Here is a 21,009-nt window from a genome sequence, read left to right as displayed (position 1 = left end):
AACCCGTCAAAGACGGGTTTTTTATTGGGCGCATATTAAGCTAGGTGCCTTGCATTGAATAGTATCGCAATCGTTTGGCAAAATCTTGCAAAGCTGCAATACCTGTTGACTCCGCCTGTTTACACCACCGATTTAATACATCCAGCAATTCCTGCTGACTAATATTGGTCGTACTCCAGATTTCTTGCAATTTCAATCGAAAATTGTAAACGGTTTCAAAGACACTATGACCTTTCAACATTGTTTGTAAAAAATTTTGATCTGCTTGCTTTATTATGCTCTCTTCTCTCACTAAGAGCTTGCCACTATCCCTTGTGAAACGCTTGCCATGGGTATAAAGAAACTCTTTTTCAGCCTTCATAATGGGAACAATAACTTCCCGCCAATAATCGTTCATTACATGAAAACGGTTACTAATAATCGCGCTTAAGCTATCAGAATCTAATGTCATTTTATTGGGGTTAACTTGTAATTTCGGTACCGATCGATGCACTTTCGCCAATCTTAAGAACTTTAGAATGCTAATATAGAACCAGCCAATATCAAACTCCCACCAATGCACTGACAATTTTGCGGAAGCTGCAAAAGTATGATGATTGTTATGTAATTCTTCACCGCCCATAATGATGCCAATAGGGCTTATATTGCGCGCTGCATCAGGACATTCAAAATTGCGATATCCCCAAAAATGGCCTAATCCATTTACAACCCCTGCAGCAAAAAAAGGTATCCACATCATCTGGATAGCCCAGATTGCTATTCCAGGGATGCCAAAAAGTACCACATTAAGAATAAACAGAAGGGTAATACCTAAGCTTCTTAATTTAGGAGGGGAGTAAAGATGCTTCTCGATCCAATCGTTAGGAGTATTTTTTCCATAACGATTTAAAGTTTCCTGATTTTTAGCCTCTTCCTGATAAAGCTCCGCCCCCTCAAGTAATACTTTTTTCAAACCTAATACTTGGGGACTATGCGGATCTTGTTCGGTTTCACATTCTGTGTGATGTTTTCTATGAATGGCAACCCATTCTTTAGTCACAATGCCGGTGGTAAACCATAGCCAAAAACGAAAAAAGTGGCTTACTAGGGGATGCAGATCCATTGAGCGATGAGCTTGGCCGCGATGTAAAAATATGGTTACACTGATTACAGTGATGTGCGTAACTATCAAGGTGTAAACTAGGTATACCCAAAAAGAAGCAGGAATCAAACCAAATAACGTCACGTTAAACCCCTCGAATTCAAAACCCCTATTGTAACTTGTATCCGGAAGAAGCGATACTTACTTTTTTGATTGTCAACTGAGGCTGCCATGCCAGAATTACCCGAAGTAGAAACTATTTTACGAGGCATTGTTCCTCGTGTAAAAAACCAATGTATTCGTCGTATTATCATAAGGCAAAAATCATTACGCTGGGTGATACCCTCTGCAATCACGGAAGAGTTTATTAATCAACCCATATACGATCTAAAAAGGAGAGGCAAGTATCTATTATTATTTACCCAGAAAGGTACGGCTATTCTACATTTCGGTATGTCAGGATCTTTATCGCTGTTACCCAAGCAAACACCCCCCAATAAACATGATCATTTTGATTTCATATTTGATGATTTTTGCCTCAGATTTACCGATCCCCGTCGTTTTGGCGCTTTACTCTGGACACGCGATGACCCCATGGGGCATCCTCTCCTCGCTCATTTAGGCAAGGAACCGCTTGAACCTGGTTTTACAGCTGCCTATCTGTACAAGTGCGCCAAAAATAGAAAAATTGGCATAAAACAGTTCATAATGAATAGCACCATCGTTGTTGGAGTAGGCAATATTTATGCAGCTGAGGCACTGTTCTTGGCTAAGATCAATCCTCTTAAGCCTTCCCAAGCGCTTGATTTAACACATTTTGAACAATTAGTGGTTTCAATTAAGAAGGTGCTGAAAGCAGCTATCAAACAAGGAGGGACCACCTTAAGGGATTTTCTAAATAGTGCGGGAAAACCAGGGTATTTCAAACTTAAACTGAACGTTTATGGCAGGGAAGGTTTGGCCTGTAATCAATGCGGAACGTGCCTCAAAAAAATAGTAATTCAAAATCGGTCCACCGTTTACTGCCCTTATTGTCAGGCACTTTAATTTATTCGTAGTTGTTCGGCTATATATGTGATTCTTGCCAAGGCTAACTTAGTGCAACAGGTATATTTATTCTTTAGAAGCTATTAACTGATGATATTTGGTGAGGAGTTGTTCCTGAGTTTCAATATGATCGGGGTGAAGCGGAATACAATCAACTGGACAGACTTGCCTACATTGAGGCTCATCAAAATGACCTACGCACTCAGTGCATTTATCCGGGTATATTTCATAGAAAAACTCACCCTGGTAAATGGCCTCATTAGGACATTCTGGTTCACATACATCACAATTAATGCATTCATCAGTAATCATCAAGGCCATTACTTTACTCCAAATTGTTCGGACAATGCCTTCTTCACAGCAGGGTGTACAAAATCACTTACATCTCCACCTAACTCTGCTATTTCACGCACCATCGTGGCCGACAAAAAGGTGAATTGCTCGCTGGGTGTCATAAATAAAGTTTCAATGTGAGGGGCCATTCTGTGATTCATGCCTGCCAATTGAAACTCAAATTCAAAATCGGATACCGCTCGTAGCCCCCTCAGTATTACATCAGCCTTCATTTGGTCAGCAAATTGTATCAATAGGCCTTCAAAACCATAGACTTCCACCTTTGGCTCTTCCTTTAGAACCAAGGCTGCTAATTCAATGCGTTGTTCTAAGGTAAACACAGGCCTCTTCCGCGCGTTAGAAGCCACCGCTACAATGACCTTGTCATAGAGTTTGCTGACCCTCTTAATTATATCCATATGGCCCAGGGTGATGGGATCAAAAGTTCCTGGATAAATGACTGATTTCTTACTCACACTTCTCTCCTAGCATCGTCAATTTAATTAGAGATTGGGGATTAAAATTTTTCACTAGATGTTGAATTGACGTACCGCAGGGTAATACTAGTTCAGGTGCAATTTCTGCTAGCGGCAAAACAGCAAAGCTGCGTTCGTGCAATCGAGGGTGAGGAATTTGCAACGAGTCAGTATCAATTATTTCATTACCGTAGAGTAAAATATCGACATCAAGGGTCCGTGGTCCATTTTTTTCGACACGATGGCGCTGATGGTTGGCTTCAAGAAGCAATGATAATGCTAATAAATCATGCGCTGGTAGAGTGGTCACAGCCTCTAACACGGCATTGATAAACTCGGGTTGATCTAATTTCCCCAGCGGAGGATTGAGGTACAAACTGGAGTGCCTAATAACGGTGAGATGCGGATGTTTACCAAGCTCCTCAATGGCAGTCTTAACCTGATTGAAAGGGTTCTCCAGATTACTGCCCAGTGCCAGGTAAACTTTTTTCACTGCTTGGCCTCTTTTTTTTGCGCTTACGGGGTTTTGCCTTGGAAAAACGGTGGGAAATTAATTTAGATCTTGCTTCCTCATCTCCTTCCTGGAACTCAGTCCACCATTCATATAACTCTTTTAATACTACTTCACCGGATTGATATCTTAAACCAAAAAAATCATACCCCGCTCTGAAGCGAGGATGATGAAACACCTTGTGAACTCGTCGAACTCGAGCATTTTCTAAGTGATATTGTAAACTCCAGATTTCACGCATAACTGTCGTGAACCTTCGAGGAATCGATATAATTTTTAATTGTTCCTGTACCACGTCCGCCATGGCCATATTAAATGCCTGATATTCATTTGTATCTTCATCACGTTTATACACTTCTTTTTGAGCCAATAAGGGACGCCACAATAATACGGCTAAAAGAAATGCAGAGTTAATTGTTTTATCCTGATTGACACGTTCATCTGTATTTTTCAAAGCTGTCATGAGGAATGATAAAGGCTCGGGTTGTTTTAATGCCGCAGCCATTTGTGGAAACAAGACCGAAACGATATTGTATTCATGGAATAATTGGAAAGTAGCAAACGATTTTCCACTATGGAACACTTTCAAAATCTTATCGAAAAGCCGAGCTGGTGGGACATGGGAGAGTAGTTCCCGGTGCTTTTTGATAGGGCCGGCAGTTCGAGGCTCAATAACGAAGTCTAATTTCGCGGCGAAGCGCAAGGCTCGTAGCATCCGAGCAGGATCTTCATGAAATCTATCTGTAGGATCACCTATTACTCGAATTGATTTTTGATCAAGATCCTTCATACCACCGGTGTAATCAACCACGGAAAAATCTGCGATATTATAATAAAGGGCATTTATAGTAAAATCACGTCGCCATACGTCATCTTCAAGGGTGCCATAGACGTTGTCTCTTAACAATAGTCCGCGCTGAGTCTGGACCCGCCCTTTGGCATCTTCAGTACTCCCCCGGAAAGTAGCGACTTCAATTATTTCATTGCCAAAACGCACGTGCACCAATCTAAAACGTCTACCAATAATAAAACTATTTTTGAAAAGTCGCTGGATTTGTTCAGGATGAGCATCAGTCACTACATCAAAATCTTTGGGATCATGCCCTAGAAGTAAATCTCTAACGCCCCCCCCCACAAGGTAAGCAGCAAAACCTGAATTATGAAGGCGATATAACACCTTTATAGCCGCTTGACTAATATGATTACGCGAGATGCAATGATCTTCTCTTTTAATAATAATCGGTGTGTGTGTAGTTTTGAAGTGGCTGACTTGCCTCGACCCTTTGAACAGTTGCTTAAAGATTGTGACTATTTTTCTCATTCTATGCTTATAAATGCCAACAAATTAACGAATTTGAAGTAGTTTACACGTCATCAACACTTTTGTGAATGTAAACGGTATAATTGTATAGATGGCAAAAGGAGTAGGCATGAAAACATCACAAAATACAGTTTCAGTAATTGGCTATGCTAGCGGTATTGGCGCTGGCAATACCCTCTGCGACCAAGCAGTCTCGCAATTGAATAATTCCTCCCATCTGTCAGATTTAAATCTGAATTGGAAGGCAATCATAATACCTAATGGTCAGTCAACAGGTAGGGATGCTTTACCCGCTATCGCTGATATGTCAGACAAACTAGCTCATATTAGTCTTAATCTCGCGCACCAAAGAGATTTTTTTGTGACGCTGGGGGGGGATCATACCTCGGCTATTGGGACTTGGAGTGGTGTAGCCACTGCTATTGCTCCAGAATCATTAGGCTTAATATGGATTGATGCTCATCTTGATAGCCATACATTTGAAACAACGCCGAGTGGCAATATCCATGGCATGCCTTTGGCTGTGTTGCTAGGCCAAGGTCATCATTCTCTCACTCAAATTCTAACAGATAGCCCTAAACTACTACCTCAAAATGTTTGCGTCATTGGCGCCCGAAGTTTTGAAGCCGGGGAAAGAAAATTACTTGAAGCATTAAAAGTGCGCATATATTACATGGAAGAAATACAAGAAAGAGGCCTTGCAGAAATATTCAAAGAAGCCGTAGCCTTAGTCACCACCCAGGCCAACTTTTTTGGAATCAGTTTAGATCTTGACGCTATTGATCCTTTACAAGCGCCAGGAGTCGGCACTCCCGAACCCAATGGCCTTGATTCAGAGGCGCTAATTAATGCTTTTGCACATCTAGGAGAGGATCCTCGTTTCATAGCAGCGGAAATTGTGGAATTTAATCCGACCCTGGATAAGGATCATAAAACAGAAAAAATTGTAGTAGCCGTTTTGAAACAATTCACCCAAAACAGTGGAGAAGAAAGTAATGCCAGTAGTATCGAATAATGGTGTCATTTCCTTAGAGCGGGAATATGGCGCCCACAATTATCTTCCTCTTCCTGTGGTATTAAGTAAGGGCGCAGGCATTTATGTTTGGGATCTACAAGGTAAACGGTACATAGACATGATGAGCGCCTATTCTGCGGTAAGCCATGGACACTGTCATCCGAAATTAGTCGCAGCGTTAACAGCGCAAGCCCAAAAACTGGCTGTAGTTTCTCGCGCTTTCTACACAGAGACCTTAGGCGCTTTTTTACAGCAAGCCTGTGAAATGACCGGCTGTGAAAAAGCGTTGCCTATGAATTCGGGAGCTGAAGGTGTAGAAACAGCCATCAAGGCATCACGCAAGTGGGGCCACTTAGTCAAAGGTATTCCTGAGAATAAAGCAGAAATTATTGTTTGTGAGGGCAACTTTCATGGTCGCACCACTACGATTGTTAGCTGTTCCACAGAGCCACAATATCGTTATGGTTTTGGTCCTTTTACGCCCGGATTTACCGTTATCCCTTACAATGATGCCACCGCTCTTGAAGAAGCAATTACCCCTAATACTGCAGCTTTTTTACTGGAGCCTATTCAAGGGGAAGCAGGTATTCGCATTCCTTCATCAGGCTATTTAAGACGCTGCAGAGAGCTCTGTAACCAGCATAATGTCTTATTAATCTGTGACGAGATACAAACAGGTTTAGGACGAACCGGTAAATTATTAGCCAGTCAGCATGAAGAAGTTAGACCCGACGGTATTATTCTAGGGAAGGCATTAGGAGGTGGGTTATTGCCTGTGTCTCTATTTTTAACACGCAAAGAAGTGATGGATATTTTTACCCCAGGCGACCATGGCAGTACTTTTGGCGGCAATCAACTTGCCGCAATGGTAGGACTCACTGCCTTAAAATTAATCGAAGAGGAAAATCTTGTTGAGAATTCAGCCATTCTGGGAAATTACCTCCTCGAAAAACTCCAAACAATCTCTAACCCAATCATTAAAGAAGTTCGAGGTAAAGGCCTATTCATTGGAATTGAAATCGAATCTGATAAAGTAACGGCCAGACAAATCTGTTTATCTTTAATGGAAGCAGGCTTACTTAGCAAGGAAACGCATGGCACCGTCATTCGACTCGCCCCTCCCCTCGTGATTAAAAAATCTGAAGTTGATGATGCATTTGAGATCATTGCAAAAGTCTTTCAACAATTTTAACGCTACGCACGTAACAATGTAGAAAATTGGCGACCGTTACCAGTTTTTGCACTAGCATGAATTGATAAGGTAGAAAAAGAAATGCCCCTCCTTTTAAGGGGAGAGGCAATTCAAATGAGGACACTCCGAAAAAACTGACAGTTCTCTTCACTAACTATCATGACTCTATTGTACCGCTTTCTTTTCAAATATCAAGAAAATATTATTGTTAATCGATAACTATTTATTGAGCGAATGACTGGAAATACAATTTTAGTCCCTGAAGAAACATTTGCACTGCAACTGTGGTTAAGAGCATGCCCATTAACCGCTCCATCGCAATCAGTCCTCTTTGGCCTAAAATCCTGAGTAAGTAAGGAGAAAGCAGCATAATAATAACAAAGATAGCAGACGCTATACTCACGGCCAAAAACCAGAGTCCTATTTTTTCCGGCTCTTGAGTGGCAAATAGTAGCACTGTAGCTAAGGCAGACGGTCCCGCGGTTAAAGGAATGGCGAGAGGTACAATAAACGGCTCCCCATGATGTTTCTCAAGCCTCCTTTTTTCTTCCACAGGAAAAATCATTCGTATGGTAATGAGAAATAAGATAATCCCCCCGGCCATGTAGAGCGCTGGGCCGGTGATATTCAAACCATGTAGAATATTACTTCCAAAGAATAAGAATATGGTCAGGATAATGAAGGCGATAATCGTTTCTCGCAAAATGATTAATTTCTGTCTGAAGGGATCTATGCCTTTCAATGTAGTGATAAATAAAGGGATGTTACCCACTGGGTCCATTACCAGAATTAATGTGAGCGCAGCGGTATAAAGAGTCATCGTATTCCTAAGTTAATAAAGGTGACATTACTTCCACCCATTTGTTCTTTTCCACTACCATCTTACCGGTCAATACAAATCCAGCAATATTTGATTCATGGTCATGATAGAGTGCCCGTAAATTGTTATCTTCCCCTTCGACGGTCCATTCGCCAAGTAAATTCCGGGGGGGTGAAGCAATCACAATTGGACAAGAAGGCGTTTTTAAAACAACAGGCATCACGGGATAAACTACTTCCGTAGGATTATTGGCTAATGTGTTAGCCAATGCGGATGCGCAACGTAATAATGGAGCTACAAAGAATAAGACTAATCCCCCTACTTCGGCGCAATCTCCTAGCGCGTAAATATCTGGGTGGCTGGTTTGTAAATAACGATCGACTAAGATCCCATAATTAGTTTTTATCTCAGCCGCTTCAGCTAAACCTACATTCGGCCTGAGTCCGATAGCCGACATAACCACCTCGACTTCTAACAATTCTTGGTGGGAAAGCATTAAATGGTAACTTTCCTGATGATGATTGATTTCTGATACCAATTTTCCAAGGTGCCAATTCACTCCTCTGGCTGACAGTGCCTTTTCTAGCACCCTGCCTACTTTTTCAGGCAGTAATCTTTGCAGGGGGTAATATGCTGGATCAATAACATGCACTTCATGACCTGTATTAGCTAAATCATTAGCAAATTCACACCCCACTAATCCAGCGCCGAGGATAGCTATTTTTTTTTTGTCGGCTACAAACTCACAAAATCTCGCGTAATCTTCTAAGTCATTAACAGATAAAATGCTATCAACCGCATCACCTAGCACCGGTGCGTTAATGATTGCAGAGCCCGTGGCTAAGACTAATTTTTCATAAGGGAAAGAACCGCTTAACGTTTCTACTATTTTCTCTGTCGTATTAATTTTTGTAACCGTTGTTGCGGTTTGAATATCCATTTTAAGTTGCTCAGACATTGCAGCAACATCAGCCGTGGCAATTTTTGTGGCTGTTCTTTTAGCCGTAAACGAAGTAGATAACAGTGGCTTGGAATAAAATGCACCATCATTTGAGGTGATCATCATCATCGGATAATTGGGGTCCAGTTTGCGGAATTCTTTCGCGAGCATGTACCCCGCTAAACCAGAACCGATTATAATGAGTGGCCGCTTTTTCATTAAGACCTCATTTGTTTATTAAAAATATCGATCATAGAAGGATTGCGATTATCTGTATATACCGTTTTATCCGGAATAGATTTCGCAGAACAAATATAAATAATGTTAGCAGCACCATTATGGTAAGGAATAGGCACGGTCATACAATTTTTGAAAACTGAACGTATTGTATTATCAACACGTTTGGAGTAACTATCATATAACATAGGATTTGCAATGATATTAAAAATGGCCACGCCATTTGGATTTAGGATCTGCTGAATACTTTGAAAGTACTCTTGTGTTAATAGATGGAAAGGGATGGTGTAGTGACTACTGTAAACATCAGACACCACAGCATCAAATTTTTTAGGAGAATGTTTTAAAAATTTACGCGCATCTTCAGCAATGAATGTGCCATTTATTTGATCATTGAAGCCCTGCTTAACGGTCTCAGGAAGCGACCCATCAATATCCACATATAAAAAGTGGTTACCAAAGGTAGATTGAGCTGAAAGTGTGAATCCCCCAGCACCTAGAACCAAGATATCTTTATCTACAAACTTGAGATCAATAAATAATATTTTCTTTATGTATTCAATATATTCGAACCCTTTTTTTTCAGCGGTTAAAAAAGAGCTGGGAGAATTATTGATATTCAGCATATTGCCTACGCCTAAAGGAGAAACCATAGTATTTTGAACTATCTGATAATCTCCATAGTTATTGGTTTTGACAAAAATACTTTTTTCAATGCTGACATTTAACAGGAAAACAAAGATGCCTAACATGGTTATAATAAAGAGTCGTATGTAATTATTTCTAAAATTGGTGAGCAACAGAATTAAAATATATAATAATGCAAAATTAAAAAAAACAGTCCATGCCACCCCAAAAAAATTCATCAACACGATGGTTGTCAATACTGACCCTAAAAATGATCCTACAGTGCTAAGACCCAGTACCTTGCCACTGATAGATCCCACATGATGATCGTGGCGAAAAAGATTAGTGGTGATAGGCACTGTTTGACCTAATAAATAAACGAGGGGTGCTGTAACTAAAAATAAATATAGCATTAACCCAAACAAGGCATTTGAAGAAAGTGACTGAAAAACATAAAAGAAGAAATATTGAATGAAGGGATACGATAAACCTACACCCAGAAGCAAACTCGACCAAGTAAAATTGTTTCTGAGTACCTGCAAATAATTTTCTCGGTGGTTACCACCTTGGTAATAGCCAAACGCAAGAAAAAGTAAAAAAATCCCAATAATCAGACTTGTAATAATCACACTGTTACCGACAACAGTTATAAGTTGCCGTATGGTTAACATTTCCACCGCAATTGTTACAAAACCTTCAATTAAAATCACAGCCAAGATGGTAATGGGATTGAGTGCAGCTACCTTGGATGATTCCATTGACTTATTCTTACTGGGCTTTAACTTGATGCAAGGGCTGGCTGAATTCATGTACGGCATCTACTAGCACCGCAACATTTTCAGGCGGAATCTCGGGATGAATTCCGTGGCCTAAATTAAAGATATGGCCCGAGCCATGTCCGTAACTATGTAAAATTTTTCTTACTTCTTCTCGGATCCGTTCAGGGGATGCATATAAAATAGAGGGATCCATATTGCCCTGTAATGCAACCTTGTCTCCGACTTGTTCACGTGCATGACCGATGTCAATAGTCCAATCAAGACCGAGGGCATCAGCCCCACTTTTCACCATTGACGATAACCATTGACCGCCATTTTTAGTAAAAAGAATAATAGGTACTTCAGGGAAATCTTTTTTAACATTGTGAATGATATTCGACATTGGGTTCAGAGAAAAATTTTGATAATCGTGAGGGGTTAATATTCCTCCCCACGTATCAAAAATCATAAGCGCTTGGGCACCGGCTGCAGCTTGTGCTTTCAAATACAGACTAATCGCTGTAACCAATTTATCTAATAACTGCTTAAATGCTTGAGGCTCGGTAAATAAAAAACGTTTCACCAGATGAAAATTTTTACTACTGCCGCCTTCTACCATGTAAGTTGCTAACGTCCACGGACTACCAGTAAAGCCAATCAAAGGGATTTTTCCATCAAGCTCTTTTCTAACAAGTCTTATGGCATCCATCACATACAACAGCTCATTTTCCATGTCAGGTATGGGTAACTGGGCAATACTTTGAGCATCTCTTATGGGCTTGAGGAAGCGAGGACCTTCATTGGTCTCGAAATAAAGACCCAGCCCCATCGCATCAGGAATAGTAAGAATATCAGAAAAAATAATTGCGGCATCTAAAGCAAAACGCTTGAGAGGCTGTAGGGTAACCTCGCAGGCCAGCTCGGGGGTTTTACACAGCGTTAGAAATTCTTTGTTTTTGCTGCGAATCTCCCGGTATTCAGGCAAGTATCGGCCCGCCTGTCGCATGATCCAAACAGGGGTACAATCTACAGGTTTTCTTGCCAAGGCACGCAGAAATCGATCGGTATTCTTTATTGTCATTGTCGTCTCTTTAAAAGAGAAACATTATAAACGGGGTATTTTAGTAAGCCACAGTTATTTGATTACTATTTTAATTCTGCCAAGCCTATTCGCTGAAATTCAGCGCAAATCCACACGTTCTCGCTAACTTCTAAATAAGTATGAATAGTTCCCAAAATTTTATGCGACCTTCCTGTAGATTTTTAGTATATTAGCCCTTCATTAACCATCTATTATCGATATTATGACTGAGCTACTCAACGAAATTAATCGACGCAGAACTTTTGCTATCATTTCTCATCCTGATGCGGGGAAAACCACCCTTACTGAAAAATTATTATTATTTGGTGGTGCAATTCAATTAGCAGGCACGGTTAAAGGTCGAAAAGCTTCCCGGCACGCAACTTCGGATTGGATGGAATTAGAGAAGCAGCGAGGAATCTCTGTTACCACCTCTGTCATGCAGTTCCCATACCAGGATTGTGTAATTAATCTGCTCGACACACCCGGCCATGAAGATTTTTCGGAAGACACCTATCGTACTTTAACTGCAGTAGACTCAGCTTTAATGGTCATTGATGCGGCTAAGGGCGTCGAACCTCGTACGATCAAATTACTTGAAGTATGTCGACTTAGAAATATCCCCATCTTAACGTTCATCAATAAAATGGATCGGGAAACTCGCGACCCATTAGAGCTTTTAGATGAAATTGAATCAGTTCTGAAAATTAAATGTACTCCAATCACCTGGCCTTTAGGAATGGGTAAGAGTTTCAAAGGTGTTTACCATCTTCTTCGCAATGAATTTCATTTTTATGAGCATGGCCAAAATTCAAAAGCACAAGCCGGTTTAATTATTAGTGGTTTACAGAATCCAGAATTAGATCAACGCCTCGAAGATGATGCAAAAAATTTAAGAGAAGAAATCAATCTCGTCGCAGGGGCAAGTCACTCCTTTGATCAGGCTTCCTATCTAGCGGGTTCATTAACTCCAGTATTTTTTGGTTCGGCAATGAATAATTTCGGCGTAAAAGAATTATTGGATACATTCGTTTCCTACGCGCCTAGTACGCAGCCAAGACCCACTACCACTCGCACAGTGGACCCCAGCGAGAAAAATTTCACCGGCTTTGTTTTCAAAATACAAGCAAACATGGATCCTGCACATCGAGATCGAATTGCTTTTTTACGTGTCTGTTCGGGTAAATACCAAAAGGGAATGAAAATTCGGCACGTGCGCAATAAACGAGATATTCAAATTCAGAATGCACTAACATTTATGGCCGGCGACCGAGAGCATATAGAAGAGGCATACCCCGGCGATATTATTGGTTTACATAATCATGGCACGATACAAATAGGGGATACGTTTAGCCAGGGAGAAGAATTGCAATTTATTGGCATCCCTTATTTTGCACCTGAAATATTCCGTCGAGTCCGCCTTCAAGACCCCTTAAAACTAAAAGCACTTCAAAAAGGTTTATTACAATTATCTGAAGAGGGTGCAACTCAGTTTTTTAGACCCCTTAATTCCAACGAATTAATATTAGGTGCCGTGGGCGTCTTACAATTTGATGTAGTTGCCTATCGTTTGAAAAATGAATACAACGTGGAATGTAAGTATGAAGAAGTGTCGATCACTACTGCACGTTGGATACACTCTGACAACAAGAAAAAACTAGAAGAATTCAAACAACATTTAGGACACAATTTAGCGTTGGATGTGGGGAATAACCTAACCTACCTCGCTCCCACTAACATCAATTTAAATTTAACCCAGGAGCGATGGCCGGAAATTGAATTTCGCCCAACACGCGAACATATTGATTACACTTAGAGAATTATGATTAAAAAAATTGTACGTATGGGCAATCCATTACTAGCAGGACAAGCCAAACCTGTAGAGGCTTTTAGTACCCCAGAATTATATCAATTAATACAAGACCTTTTTGATACCATGAAATCGAATGGCGGAGTTGGAATCGCCGCACCGCAAATTGGGGTTGCTCTGCAAGTGGTTGTATTCGGATTTGATCACTCTACTCGTTATCCACATGCCACCTCTATTCCAGAAACTGTTTTAATTAATCCGCGTTTTGTTCCTGTAAGCGATGAACATTATCCCGATTGGGAAGGTTGTTTGAGTATGCGGGGGTTACGAGGGCTTGCTCATCGATTTAAGCAAATACATTATGAAGGTTATGATCAACACGGCAATTTTTTCGAACGGGAAGTAAGTGGTTTTCATGCTAGAGTCGTGCAACACGAAATAGATCATCTCAACGGCAAGCTTTTAGTCAATAGAGTTAATGACCTTAGCTATTTCGGGTTTGAAGATGAGATGCAAACGCTGATGCAACAGACTGGAGACAAATTGGCTTAGCGATTCCTATTTGGGAAGCCACTCAAAGGACGCTGCAATCTGAAAAAGTATGACAATAACCGCCCCTACTAAAGAAATAATTAACGTGACTTTTCCGCCCGGCATTTGAAAGGGGGCTTTAATTTTTTCTTGATACCTCGCTTTCCAAATCATCATTACAGGCAAGATACCGTAAAGTATAGCGACAAAAACTCCCGCGTAACTTAATGCTAGAACAAATCCCGATGGATAGAAAAGTGCAAAAATTAAGGGTGGGATAATGGTGATCATGAATAATAACGCTCTTCCCACTAAAGTTTTTTTAATTTGAAAGCCATCAGCTAAAAAGTCCATTAGCGCCAATATCACCCCTAAAAAAGAAGTGACTAAGGCAAAAAAAGAAAAGCTACCCACCCCTACTGCAATCCACGTTAACCCCAGATGCGAATGTAATGCTTCAGCAAGAGACGCAACAGGATGAGGACCACTTGCAATTTGCGCTAATCCAAACTCACCTTTAAGAGGCATTACACCTAAAATGAGCATTTCCCATATGATGTAAAAAATTAAAGGTACAATACTCCCGATAATTAAAGCTCTCTTTAATTGCACTATATCGTTTTTTAAATAGGCTCTTAAACTTGGGACAATGATATGAGAAGTAAAAGACAATACGACGACTGGAACGGCTGCCAGTAAATATTTTGGATTTCCTGCGGAAATTTGTGTGAAATCAACATGGGGAATAACAAAAAAAAGCAGGGTTAAATAAGAAGCTATCAATCCTATCATTAAAATTCGATTGATATAATCAATCAACCAGGCTCCAAAAAAAACCGTCGTCCCAAAAATTATGATAAATAAAAGAGTACCCCAATTATCATTGCCATGATGAATGGCGCCTTGAATAATGGGCGCAAGAAGCGAGCCACCCGCTGAAATATAAGCGGCAGCGACCGAATAAAGTAAAAACAAAAAAGAAAACCAAGCAATGAATTGGCCTATAGTTCCCAGACGCTTTTTAGACATTGAGATAATATTGGCTTCATAACTTTGTTCATACAAGTTTGCTTCCAATAATAGAAACAAGGTCAGTAACATATAACTAAAGGCTAGAATGAAAAGTAATGTGGAGTTGAATATTCCGCCCTTCGCAGTAGTAATGGGTAATGCCAACATACCGGCACCAATTTGCGTCCCTGCAATTAACAGAATGCTGCCAAAGGTTTTATTCTGGTATAGTTTCATAAGCTCCCTGAGTGAGTAAGGGTTTTAAATAACGTCCGGTGTATGATTTTTTGTTTTTCACCACCTCTTCAGGCGTCCCCTCAGCAATGATTAGACCTCCTTTAGTTCCACCCTCAGGACCTAAATCAATTATCCAATCTGCTGTTTTAATCACATCTAGATTATGTTCAATCACAAGGATGGTATTTCCCTGGTCTCTTAATCGATGTAATACCTCAAGTAATTGCTTGATATCATGAAAATGTAAACCAGTGGTTGGCTCATCTAGTATATAGAGTGTGTTTCCTGTCCCTCGTTTAGAAAGCTCCTTCGCTAATTTCACACGTTGAGCCTCACCTCCAGATAACGTTGTGGCACTTTGTCCCAGTGTTATATAACTGAGACCCACTTCGATTAAGGTTTGTAGTTTTCGTGCGATCTGAGGAATTGCATCAAAAAAGAGACGCGCTTCTTCTACCGTCATAGAAAGGACATCATAAATATTTTTATCTTTGTAGCGGATATCTAATGTTTCACGATTGTAGCGTTTACTCTTGCATACATCGCAGGTTACATAAATATCTGCCAAGAAATGCATCTCAACTTTGATCACCCCCTCACCTTCACAAGCCTCACACCGTCCGCCACTCACATTGAAACTGAATCGTCCGACGGTATAGCCTCTGGACCTTGACTCTGGTGTACCCGCGAAAAGTTCGCGAATAGGGGTGAATAAACCTGTATAGGTTGCAGCATTTGAACGAGGAGTTCGACCGATAGGGCTTTGATCAATATCCACTACCTTATCTAGAAAACCAAGACCCGTAATACTCGTATAAGGCCCCGGTTCAAGTGTAGTGGCACCATTCAACTCAGTAGCGGCGAGAGGATATAAAGTATCATTAATCAAACTTGATTTGCCTGAGCCTGAAACACCTGTAATACAGGTCATAAGCCCAACTGGAATATCAACATCGACATTTTTTAAATTGTTACAGCGTACTCCCTTTAATCGCAACACACGCTTACGATCAAACGTTAACCGTTGTAAGGGCAGTTCAATTTTTCTCTTTCCTGATAAATATTGGCCAGTGAGCGATGCAGGATTAGATATAATATCGGCGGGTTTACCCATTGCCACTATCGTGCCCCCATGAACTCCGGCACCCGGACCTATATCAATAACAAAATCAGCATTTCGAATAGCATCTTCATCATGTTCAACCACAATTACGGTATTACCTAAGTTACGCAGTCGCACAAGCGTCTCTAATAACCGTTCATTATCGCGTTGATGTAATCCTATTGAGGGCTCATCAAGAATATACATGACACCTACCAGGCCGGAGCCGATTTGACTGGCTAAGCGAATACGCTGCGTCTCGCCTCCTGACAATGACTCAGCACTACGACTAAGGCTGAGATAATCTAAGCCCACGCTAACCAGAAAGTTAAGTCTGCTTTCTATTTCTTTTAATACCTTTTGGGCAATTTTGCCCCGCCAACCTGGGAGTTTCATTTTTTTAAAAAAACGACTGGAATCCTCAATCGCCATATCTGCAATTTCAGGCAAATTTTTGTCACCAATAAAAACATTTCTTGCTTCTGAACGTAGCCGAGTACCCCCACAATCATTACAAGCACTTGTTGTAAGATAACGGCCTAGATCTTCGCGGACAGATGCCGATTCAGTTTCTCTATATCTACGTTCCATATTTGGAATAACGCCTTCAAAAGGATGTACCTTATGAATTACCTTGCCACGTTCATTTACAAAATAGAAATCAATATCATCATCACCGCTACCAAAAAGTAAAATATTTTTGATTTTAGAATTTAATTTTTGGAATGGATTTTCAATACTAAATCGATAATGCTTCGCCAGCGATTTTAAGATTTGAAAAAAATAAAAATTGCGTCTATCCCAGCCCCGAATTGCCCCTTCTGCCAAACTCAAACTTTCATCTACGATAATTTTATGTTCGTCAAAAAATTGTTTAACACCCAGCCCATTGCAAGTAGGACAAGCCCCCACTGGATTATTGAATGAAAACAACCTTGGCTCCAATTCCGAAATACTATATCCGCATTGTGCACAGGCAAAATTAGCCGAAAAAACCGTTTCAGGTCCTTTCTCTTCAAGGTAGGCAATTTTGGCCAGACCCTCTGAAAGTGACAGTGTTGTTTCAAATGATTCTGTCAGTCTAAGCCGTAGATCTTCTCTAACTTTAATGCGATCAACCACCACTTCGATAGTGTGTTTTTTACGGAGTTCGAGCTTGGGTGGGTTTTCTAATTCTTCTATTTTACCGTTAATCCTCGCTCTTACGAATCCTTGCCTACGAAGTTGTTCAAAGACCTGGAGATGTTCTCCTTTCCGTTCATGAACAATCGGTGCCAAAAGCATTAATTTTGTTCCTTCGGGAAGAGATAAAACGGTATCAACCATCTGACTAATGGTTTGAGCTTGTAATGGCAGGTGATGCAAAGGACAGCGTGGTTCACCCACCCTCGCATATAGAAGTCTAAGATAGTCGTATATTTCAGTGATCGTGCCTACTGTTGACCGGGGATTATGCGATGCTGCTTTTTGTTCAATAGATATTGCAGGTGATAGCCCTTCAATAAGATCAACATCGGGTTTCTCCATTACTGAGAGAAATTGTCTCGCATAAGCAGAAAGCGATTCTACATAACGTCGCTGACCCTCTGCATAGAGAGTATCAAACGCGAGCGAAGACTTCCCAGATCCAGATAAACCTGTTATTACAATTAATTGATTACGAGGCAAATCAACATCTACATTTTTCAAATTATGTGTACGTGCACCGCGGATTGAAATATTTTGCATAGAATTTTCACTGAAATAAAAAAATTATAACAAAAAAACCAGAGCGAGTCTGGATGAGAATGTATTCTAATTCTAAAACAAATACGCTATCATATATCCCCAAATTTAGCAAAAACCCACAGGCCTTTTGTCTGAAACATCGAAATGAAGATGGCTCTACAAGGCACACCATGCGGAGTAATTTATGGGCAAAAGCCGCACCATCGTATCTCTGGCGTCCATTCTTTCATTTCGAATGCTAGGTCTTTTTATGATTTACCCCGTATTCACTGTCTATGCTCCGCAGTTCAATCAAGGTAGTTCTTTTCTAATTGGGATTGCACTTGGCATATATGGCCTGACCCAAGCACTACTTCAATTTCCCTTAAGCACGCTTTCTGACCGCTGGGGTCGCAAACCCATTATCACTTTTGGCCTGCTCATTTTAGCATTAGGAAGTATCATTTCCGCCCTAACACATAATATTTATATTTTGATATTAGGACGTGCCCTACAAGGTTCCGGCGCTATTGGAAGCACCCTCATGGCATATGCGGCTGATGTCACCAGCGTGGAAAATCGCACTAAGGCAATGGCTCTCATGGGTATTACCATTGGGATTTCTTTTGCTCTATCAATGGTCTTGGGTCCCCTTATTAATAGTTGGGTACATTTATCAGGTATTTTTTGGTTAACAGCGCTATTCGCGCTATTTGGAATTCTGATTCAATATGTTTTTCTCCCCCCCACTTCGCTGCCAACACAAAGTAAGCAACCTCTGAGTCGAATTATAAAATCACTCTTCAAACAAGATGACTTTCTTTTCTTTAACATCAGCATCTTAGTGTTGCATGCCATTTTAACCGCAAGTTTTGTCGCGATTCCTTTATTTTTTTCTCAATGGGGCATCACTTCTAATGCCCAATGGAAAATTTATTTGCCCGTCTTATTTGCTGGATTTGCTATCACTCTTCCCATTCTAATTATTGCTGAAAAAAAACATCTGATTAAACATTCCTTAGTTTTAGGAGTGTTAGCATTGGCCGTTGCTGAATTTCTATTCTTCGGATTTCCAACTATTAAAAATGTCATGATTATGGCTTTATTTTGCTTCTTTTTTGGCTTCACCTTATTGGAGGCGTTATTACCCTCCCTGGTTTCAAAAATTGCGCCCCCGCTTCATAGAGGAAGTGCTATGGGTATATTCTCCACCTTTCAATTTATGGGTATTTTTATCGGGGGAGTTTTCGCAGGATTAATTCGCAGCCACTATAACGATGCTTTTATTTTTTATTATTGCAGCGTACTTTGTGGCTTATGGTTATGTTTTTTGGGGTTTTCAAAAGTACGGTATTGCGTTTTGCAGAACGAATCATAAAATAAGGCTATATCTGAATGTCTTTCATAAGGTTAAATACTGACCAATCCCCTGCTATTTAATACTTGCATGCGGGTTCTTTCTGCGCTTCAATAGTACGTTTTAGGTCAGTATCTGGTTATTTGAATTAAAGTTAGTGTTCATCAATTCGCAAAGTATATTAGGAGATAGCAAATGGCTAGAGGTGTCAACAAAGTCATCTTAATTGGAAATCTTGGTAATGACCCCGAAGTTCGTTACACCCCTAGTGGTAGCGCAGTAGCAAACGTAAATTTAGCTACAAGTGAAACCTGGCGCGATAAACAATCCGGCGAATTGCAAGATAGAACTGAATGGCACCGTGTTGTATTCTTCAACCGTCTAGCAGAAATTGTAGGTGAATACCTACGCAAGGGCTCCAAAATTTATGTTGAAGGCACATTGAGAACCCGTAAATGGACTGACAAAAATGGCGTGGAACGATACACTACCGAGATTATAGCCAATGAAATGCATATATTAGATAGTCGCAATTCAGCTACTGGAAGCCCTGCAAATCATCCACCCACCACTAATGATGATTTCGAACCGGCCTCTTCTAATATCCCCCACCCTGAATCCACAACACATGATAACTTTGACGACGATATTCCGTTCTAAAACAATAAAATATTGTTAGTTCTATTCCTTATAAGCCCGCATTGTAGCGGGCTTTTTATTATTTATGACAGTTAGTCGTTTGTATTCTCAATAAGAGAGGCTTTTATGGAAAAAGTTAATTTATCAGAAAAATTTGCTCTTTTTAATGATTACTGGGCTCCAAAGATTATTGGAGAACTTAATGGTCAGTACGTTAAACTTGCGAAGTTTAACGGCGAGTTTATGTGGCATAGCCATGAAAATGAAGATGAATTGTTTTTGGTCGTGAAAGGTACGTTACGGATTGAATTTAGAGATAGCTCTATAACTCTAAATGAAGGCGAATTTTATATCGTACCGAAAGGTGTCGAACACAAACCTGTCGCCGATGAAGAAGTACATGTAATGTTACTTGAACCCAAATCTACACAGCAGACTGGCGGCAAAGATAGTGATTTACTGGTAGATAAACAGCCATGGATTTAAAGTAGCAATGATCGACCCTGTAACAATCTATGTAACTGATTTAGCTAAAAGCAATGGAGTTCAAGAAGTAAGACCATAGTATACAAAAACGTATTATGCCGCCCCCAAAAAGGATTAATTGAAACACATCCCCAAATGTAGCCTTGATGCAACAAAGTGAAATCAAGGAAACCCAAACCGCTATAACATCGAAGCCTTTTTTGATAGCAAATAAGAATAACTTTAGAATTCTCAATAAGAGCGAATCCAGGAAATCCTGGATTCAAGTCTTATTGATAAAGGAAAATAAAGTGCCGAAGGGCAGAAGAATGGTTTGACTACTTAGTCGACATTACGATCAACTAGCTCCACTAACGCCATTGGCGCTTTATCACTGGGGCGGAAGCCACATTTAATAATACGCAAATACCCGCCTGGACGATTCTTGAAACGTGGACCAAGATTGGTAAAGAGTTTGTCCATGATTTCTTTATTTCTAAGTCGATTAAACGCTAACCTTCGTGTAGCAACACTATCTTCTTTTGCTAAGGTGATAATTGGCTCAGCAACACGACGCAGTTCTTTAGCTTTTGGCAGCGTGGTTTTGATAAGTTCGTGTGTAAGCAATGAAACAACCATGTTTTGATACATTGCTTTACGATGACTACTATTTCTATTAAGTTTTCTACCACTTTTACGATGTCGCATTGT

The 21,009-nt window shown here is 40.4% G+C and carries 20 protein-coding genes; 8 read left to right on the top strand and 12 right to left on the bottom strand.

The genetic code is table 11. From position 1 onward, the window contains the following. Positions 1-40 precede the first annotated feature (40 nt). Entirely contained in the window at positions 41-1,225 is a 1,185-nt protein-coding gene (locus H0U71_05515) for a fatty acid desaturase (GenBank protein MBA2654505.1), read from the bottom strand. Positions 1,226-1,312: 87 nt separating this feature from the next. Here H0U71_05515 and mutM point away from each other — a divergent pair, with 87 nt between their 5' ends. Continuing rightward, the gene (gene mutM / locus H0U71_05510) at positions 1,313-2,128 is read left to right on the top strand and encodes a bifunctional DNA-formamidopyrimidine glycosylase/DNA-(apurinic or apyrimidinic site) lyase (protein MBA2654504.1); all 816 of its coding nucleotides are present in this window, start codon (positions 1,313-1,315) and stop codon (positions 2,126-2,128) included. Between the two features lie 66 nt (positions 2,129-2,194). On the opposite strand, the gene H0U71_05505 is transcribed toward mutM, so the two are convergent. The 4 genes from H0U71_05505 to pcnB are packed head-to-tail and all read right to left on the bottom strand — an operon-like array spanning position 2,195 to position 4,769. Then, complete coding sequence (locus H0U71_05505; protein ID MBA2654503.1) at positions 2,195-2,449, bottom strand: YfhL family 4Fe-4S dicluster ferredoxin; 255 nt, start codon at positions 2,447-2,449, stop codon at positions 2,195-2,197. Beyond that, positions 2,449-2,937: a pantetheine-phosphate adenylyltransferase gene (gene coaD / locus H0U71_05500; protein ID MBA2654502.1), complete on the bottom strand. Its 489-nt coding sequence runs from the start codon at positions 2,935-2,937 to the stop codon at positions 2,449-2,451. The genes H0U71_05505 and coaD overlap by 1 nt, the downstream gene beginning before the upstream one ends. Then, positions 2,930-3,430 carry a 2-amino-4-hydroxy-6-hydroxymethyldihydropteridine diphosphokinase gene (folK, locus tag H0U71_05495; protein ID MBA2654501.1) on the bottom strand — a complete coding sequence of 167 codons (501 nt, stop codon included), beginning with the start codon at positions 3,428-3,430 and terminating at the stop codon, positions 2,930-2,932. Before folK ends, coaD begins: the two co-directional genes overlap by 8 nt. Continuing rightward, complete coding sequence (pcnB, locus tag H0U71_05490; protein MBA2654500.1) at positions 3,399-4,769, bottom strand: polynucleotide adenylyltransferase PcnB; 1,371 nt, start codon at positions 4,767-4,769, stop codon at positions 3,399-3,401. Before pcnB ends, folK begins: the two co-directional genes overlap by 32 nt. 109 nt (positions 4,770-4,878) lie before the next feature. Here pcnB and H0U71_05485 point away from each other — a divergent pair, with 109 nt between their 5' ends. Both H0U71_05485 and rocD read left to right on the top strand, forming a co-directional pair. Then, complete coding sequence (locus H0U71_05485) at positions 4,879-5,784, top strand: arginase (GenBank protein MBA2654499.1); 906 nt, start codon at positions 4,879-4,881, stop codon at positions 5,782-5,784. Further along, entirely contained in the window at positions 5,765-6,976 is a 1,212-nt protein-coding gene (gene rocD / locus H0U71_05480) for an ornithine--oxo-acid transaminase (protein ID MBA2654498.1), read from the top strand. Before H0U71_05485 ends, rocD begins: the two co-directional genes overlap by 20 nt. Positions 6,977-7,199: 223 nt before the next feature. Here rocD and H0U71_05475 read toward each other — a convergent pair whose 3' ends face one another. From H0U71_05475 to hemE, 4 genes are read right to left on the bottom strand one after another with little or no spacing between them, the layout of a single operon-like run. Continuing rightward, complete coding sequence (locus H0U71_05475; protein MBA2654497.1) at positions 7,200-7,796, bottom strand: NAAT family transporter; 597 nt, start codon at positions 7,794-7,796, stop codon at positions 7,200-7,202. A 7-nt stretch (positions 7,797-7,803) separates the two neighbouring features. Further along, positions 7,804-8,955, bottom strand: a complete 1,152-nt coding sequence (locus H0U71_05470) for an FAD-dependent oxidoreductase (GenBank protein ID MBA2654496.1) — start codon at positions 8,953-8,955, stop codon at positions 7,804-7,806. Beyond that, positions 8,955-10,358: a fused MFS/spermidine synthase gene (locus H0U71_05465; protein ID MBA2654495.1), complete on the bottom strand. Its 1,404-nt coding sequence runs from the start codon at positions 10,356-10,358 to the stop codon at positions 8,955-8,957. Before H0U71_05465 ends, H0U71_05470 begins: the two co-directional genes overlap by 1 nt. A 10-nt stretch (positions 10,359-10,368) precedes the next feature. Then, complete coding sequence (hemE, locus tag H0U71_05460) at positions 10,369-11,439, bottom strand: uroporphyrinogen decarboxylase (GenBank protein ID MBA2654494.1); 1,071 nt, start codon at positions 11,437-11,439, stop codon at positions 10,369-10,371. A gap of 223 nt (positions 11,440-11,662) precedes the next feature. Here hemE and H0U71_05455 point away from each other — a divergent pair, with 223 nt between their 5' ends. Continuing rightward, positions 11,663-13,255, top strand: a complete 1,593-nt coding sequence (locus H0U71_05455; protein ID MBA2654493.1) for a peptide chain release factor 3 — start codon at positions 11,663-11,665, stop codon at positions 13,253-13,255. Positions 13,256-13,261: 6 nt separating this feature from the next. Then, positions 13,262-13,801 carry a peptide deformylase gene (locus H0U71_05450; GenBank protein MBA2654492.1) on the top strand — a complete coding sequence of 180 codons (540 nt, stop codon included), beginning with the start codon at positions 13,262-13,264 and terminating at the stop codon, positions 13,799-13,801. A gap of 6 nt (positions 13,802-13,807) precedes the next feature. On the opposite strand, the gene H0U71_05445 is transcribed toward H0U71_05450, so the two are convergent. Continuing rightward, positions 13,808-15,028 (bottom strand): tyrosine transporter, encoded by a 1,221-nt coding sequence (locus H0U71_05445; protein ID MBA2654491.1) that lies wholly within the window; start codon positions 15,026-15,028, stop codon positions 13,808-13,810. Beyond that, a complete protein-coding gene (gene uvrA, locus H0U71_05440; protein MBA2654490.1) occupies positions 15,009-17,858 on the bottom strand; it encodes an excinuclease ABC subunit UvrA in 2,850 nt (949 codons plus the stop codon). The genes H0U71_05445 and uvrA overlap by 20 nt, the downstream gene beginning before the upstream one ends. Before the next feature lie 184 nt (positions 17,859-18,042). Between uvrA and H0U71_05435 the strand changes: the two genes are divergently transcribed. The 3 genes from H0U71_05435 to H0U71_05425 all read left to right on the top strand — a co-directional run bounded on the left by H0U71_05435 (position 18,043) and on the right by H0U71_05425 (position 20,319). Beyond that, positions 18,043-19,215, top strand: a complete 1,173-nt coding sequence (locus H0U71_05435; GenBank protein ID MBA2654489.1) for an MFS transporter — start codon at positions 18,043-18,045, stop codon at positions 19,213-19,215. 174 nt (positions 19,216-19,389) lie between these two features. Next, positions 19,390-19,854: a single-stranded DNA-binding protein gene (gene ssb, locus H0U71_05430; protein ID MBA2654488.1), complete on the top strand. Its 465-nt coding sequence runs from the start codon at positions 19,390-19,392 to the stop codon at positions 19,852-19,854. Positions 19,855-19,959: 105 nt separating this feature from the next. Next, complete coding sequence (locus H0U71_05425; protein MBA2654487.1) at positions 19,960-20,319, top strand: cupin domain-containing protein; 360 nt, start codon at positions 19,960-19,962, stop codon at positions 20,317-20,319. Between the two features lie 321 nt (positions 20,320-20,640). On the opposite strand, the gene rplQ is transcribed toward H0U71_05425, so the two are convergent. Then, positions 20,641-21,006 carry a 50S ribosomal protein L17 gene (gene rplQ, locus H0U71_05420; protein MBA2654486.1) on the bottom strand — a complete coding sequence of 122 codons (366 nt, stop codon included), beginning with the start codon at positions 21,004-21,006 and terminating at the stop codon, positions 20,641-20,643. Between the last annotated feature and the right edge of the window lie 3 nt (positions 21,007-21,009).

The organism is Gammaproteobacteria bacterium (assembly GCA_013697705.1).
GTDB lineage: Bacteria > Pseudomonadota > Gammaproteobacteria > UBA6002 > UBA6002 > UBA6002.
Note: the sequence above shows the minus strand (reverse complement) of the source record. Positions and strands in the feature narration are given on the sequence as shown.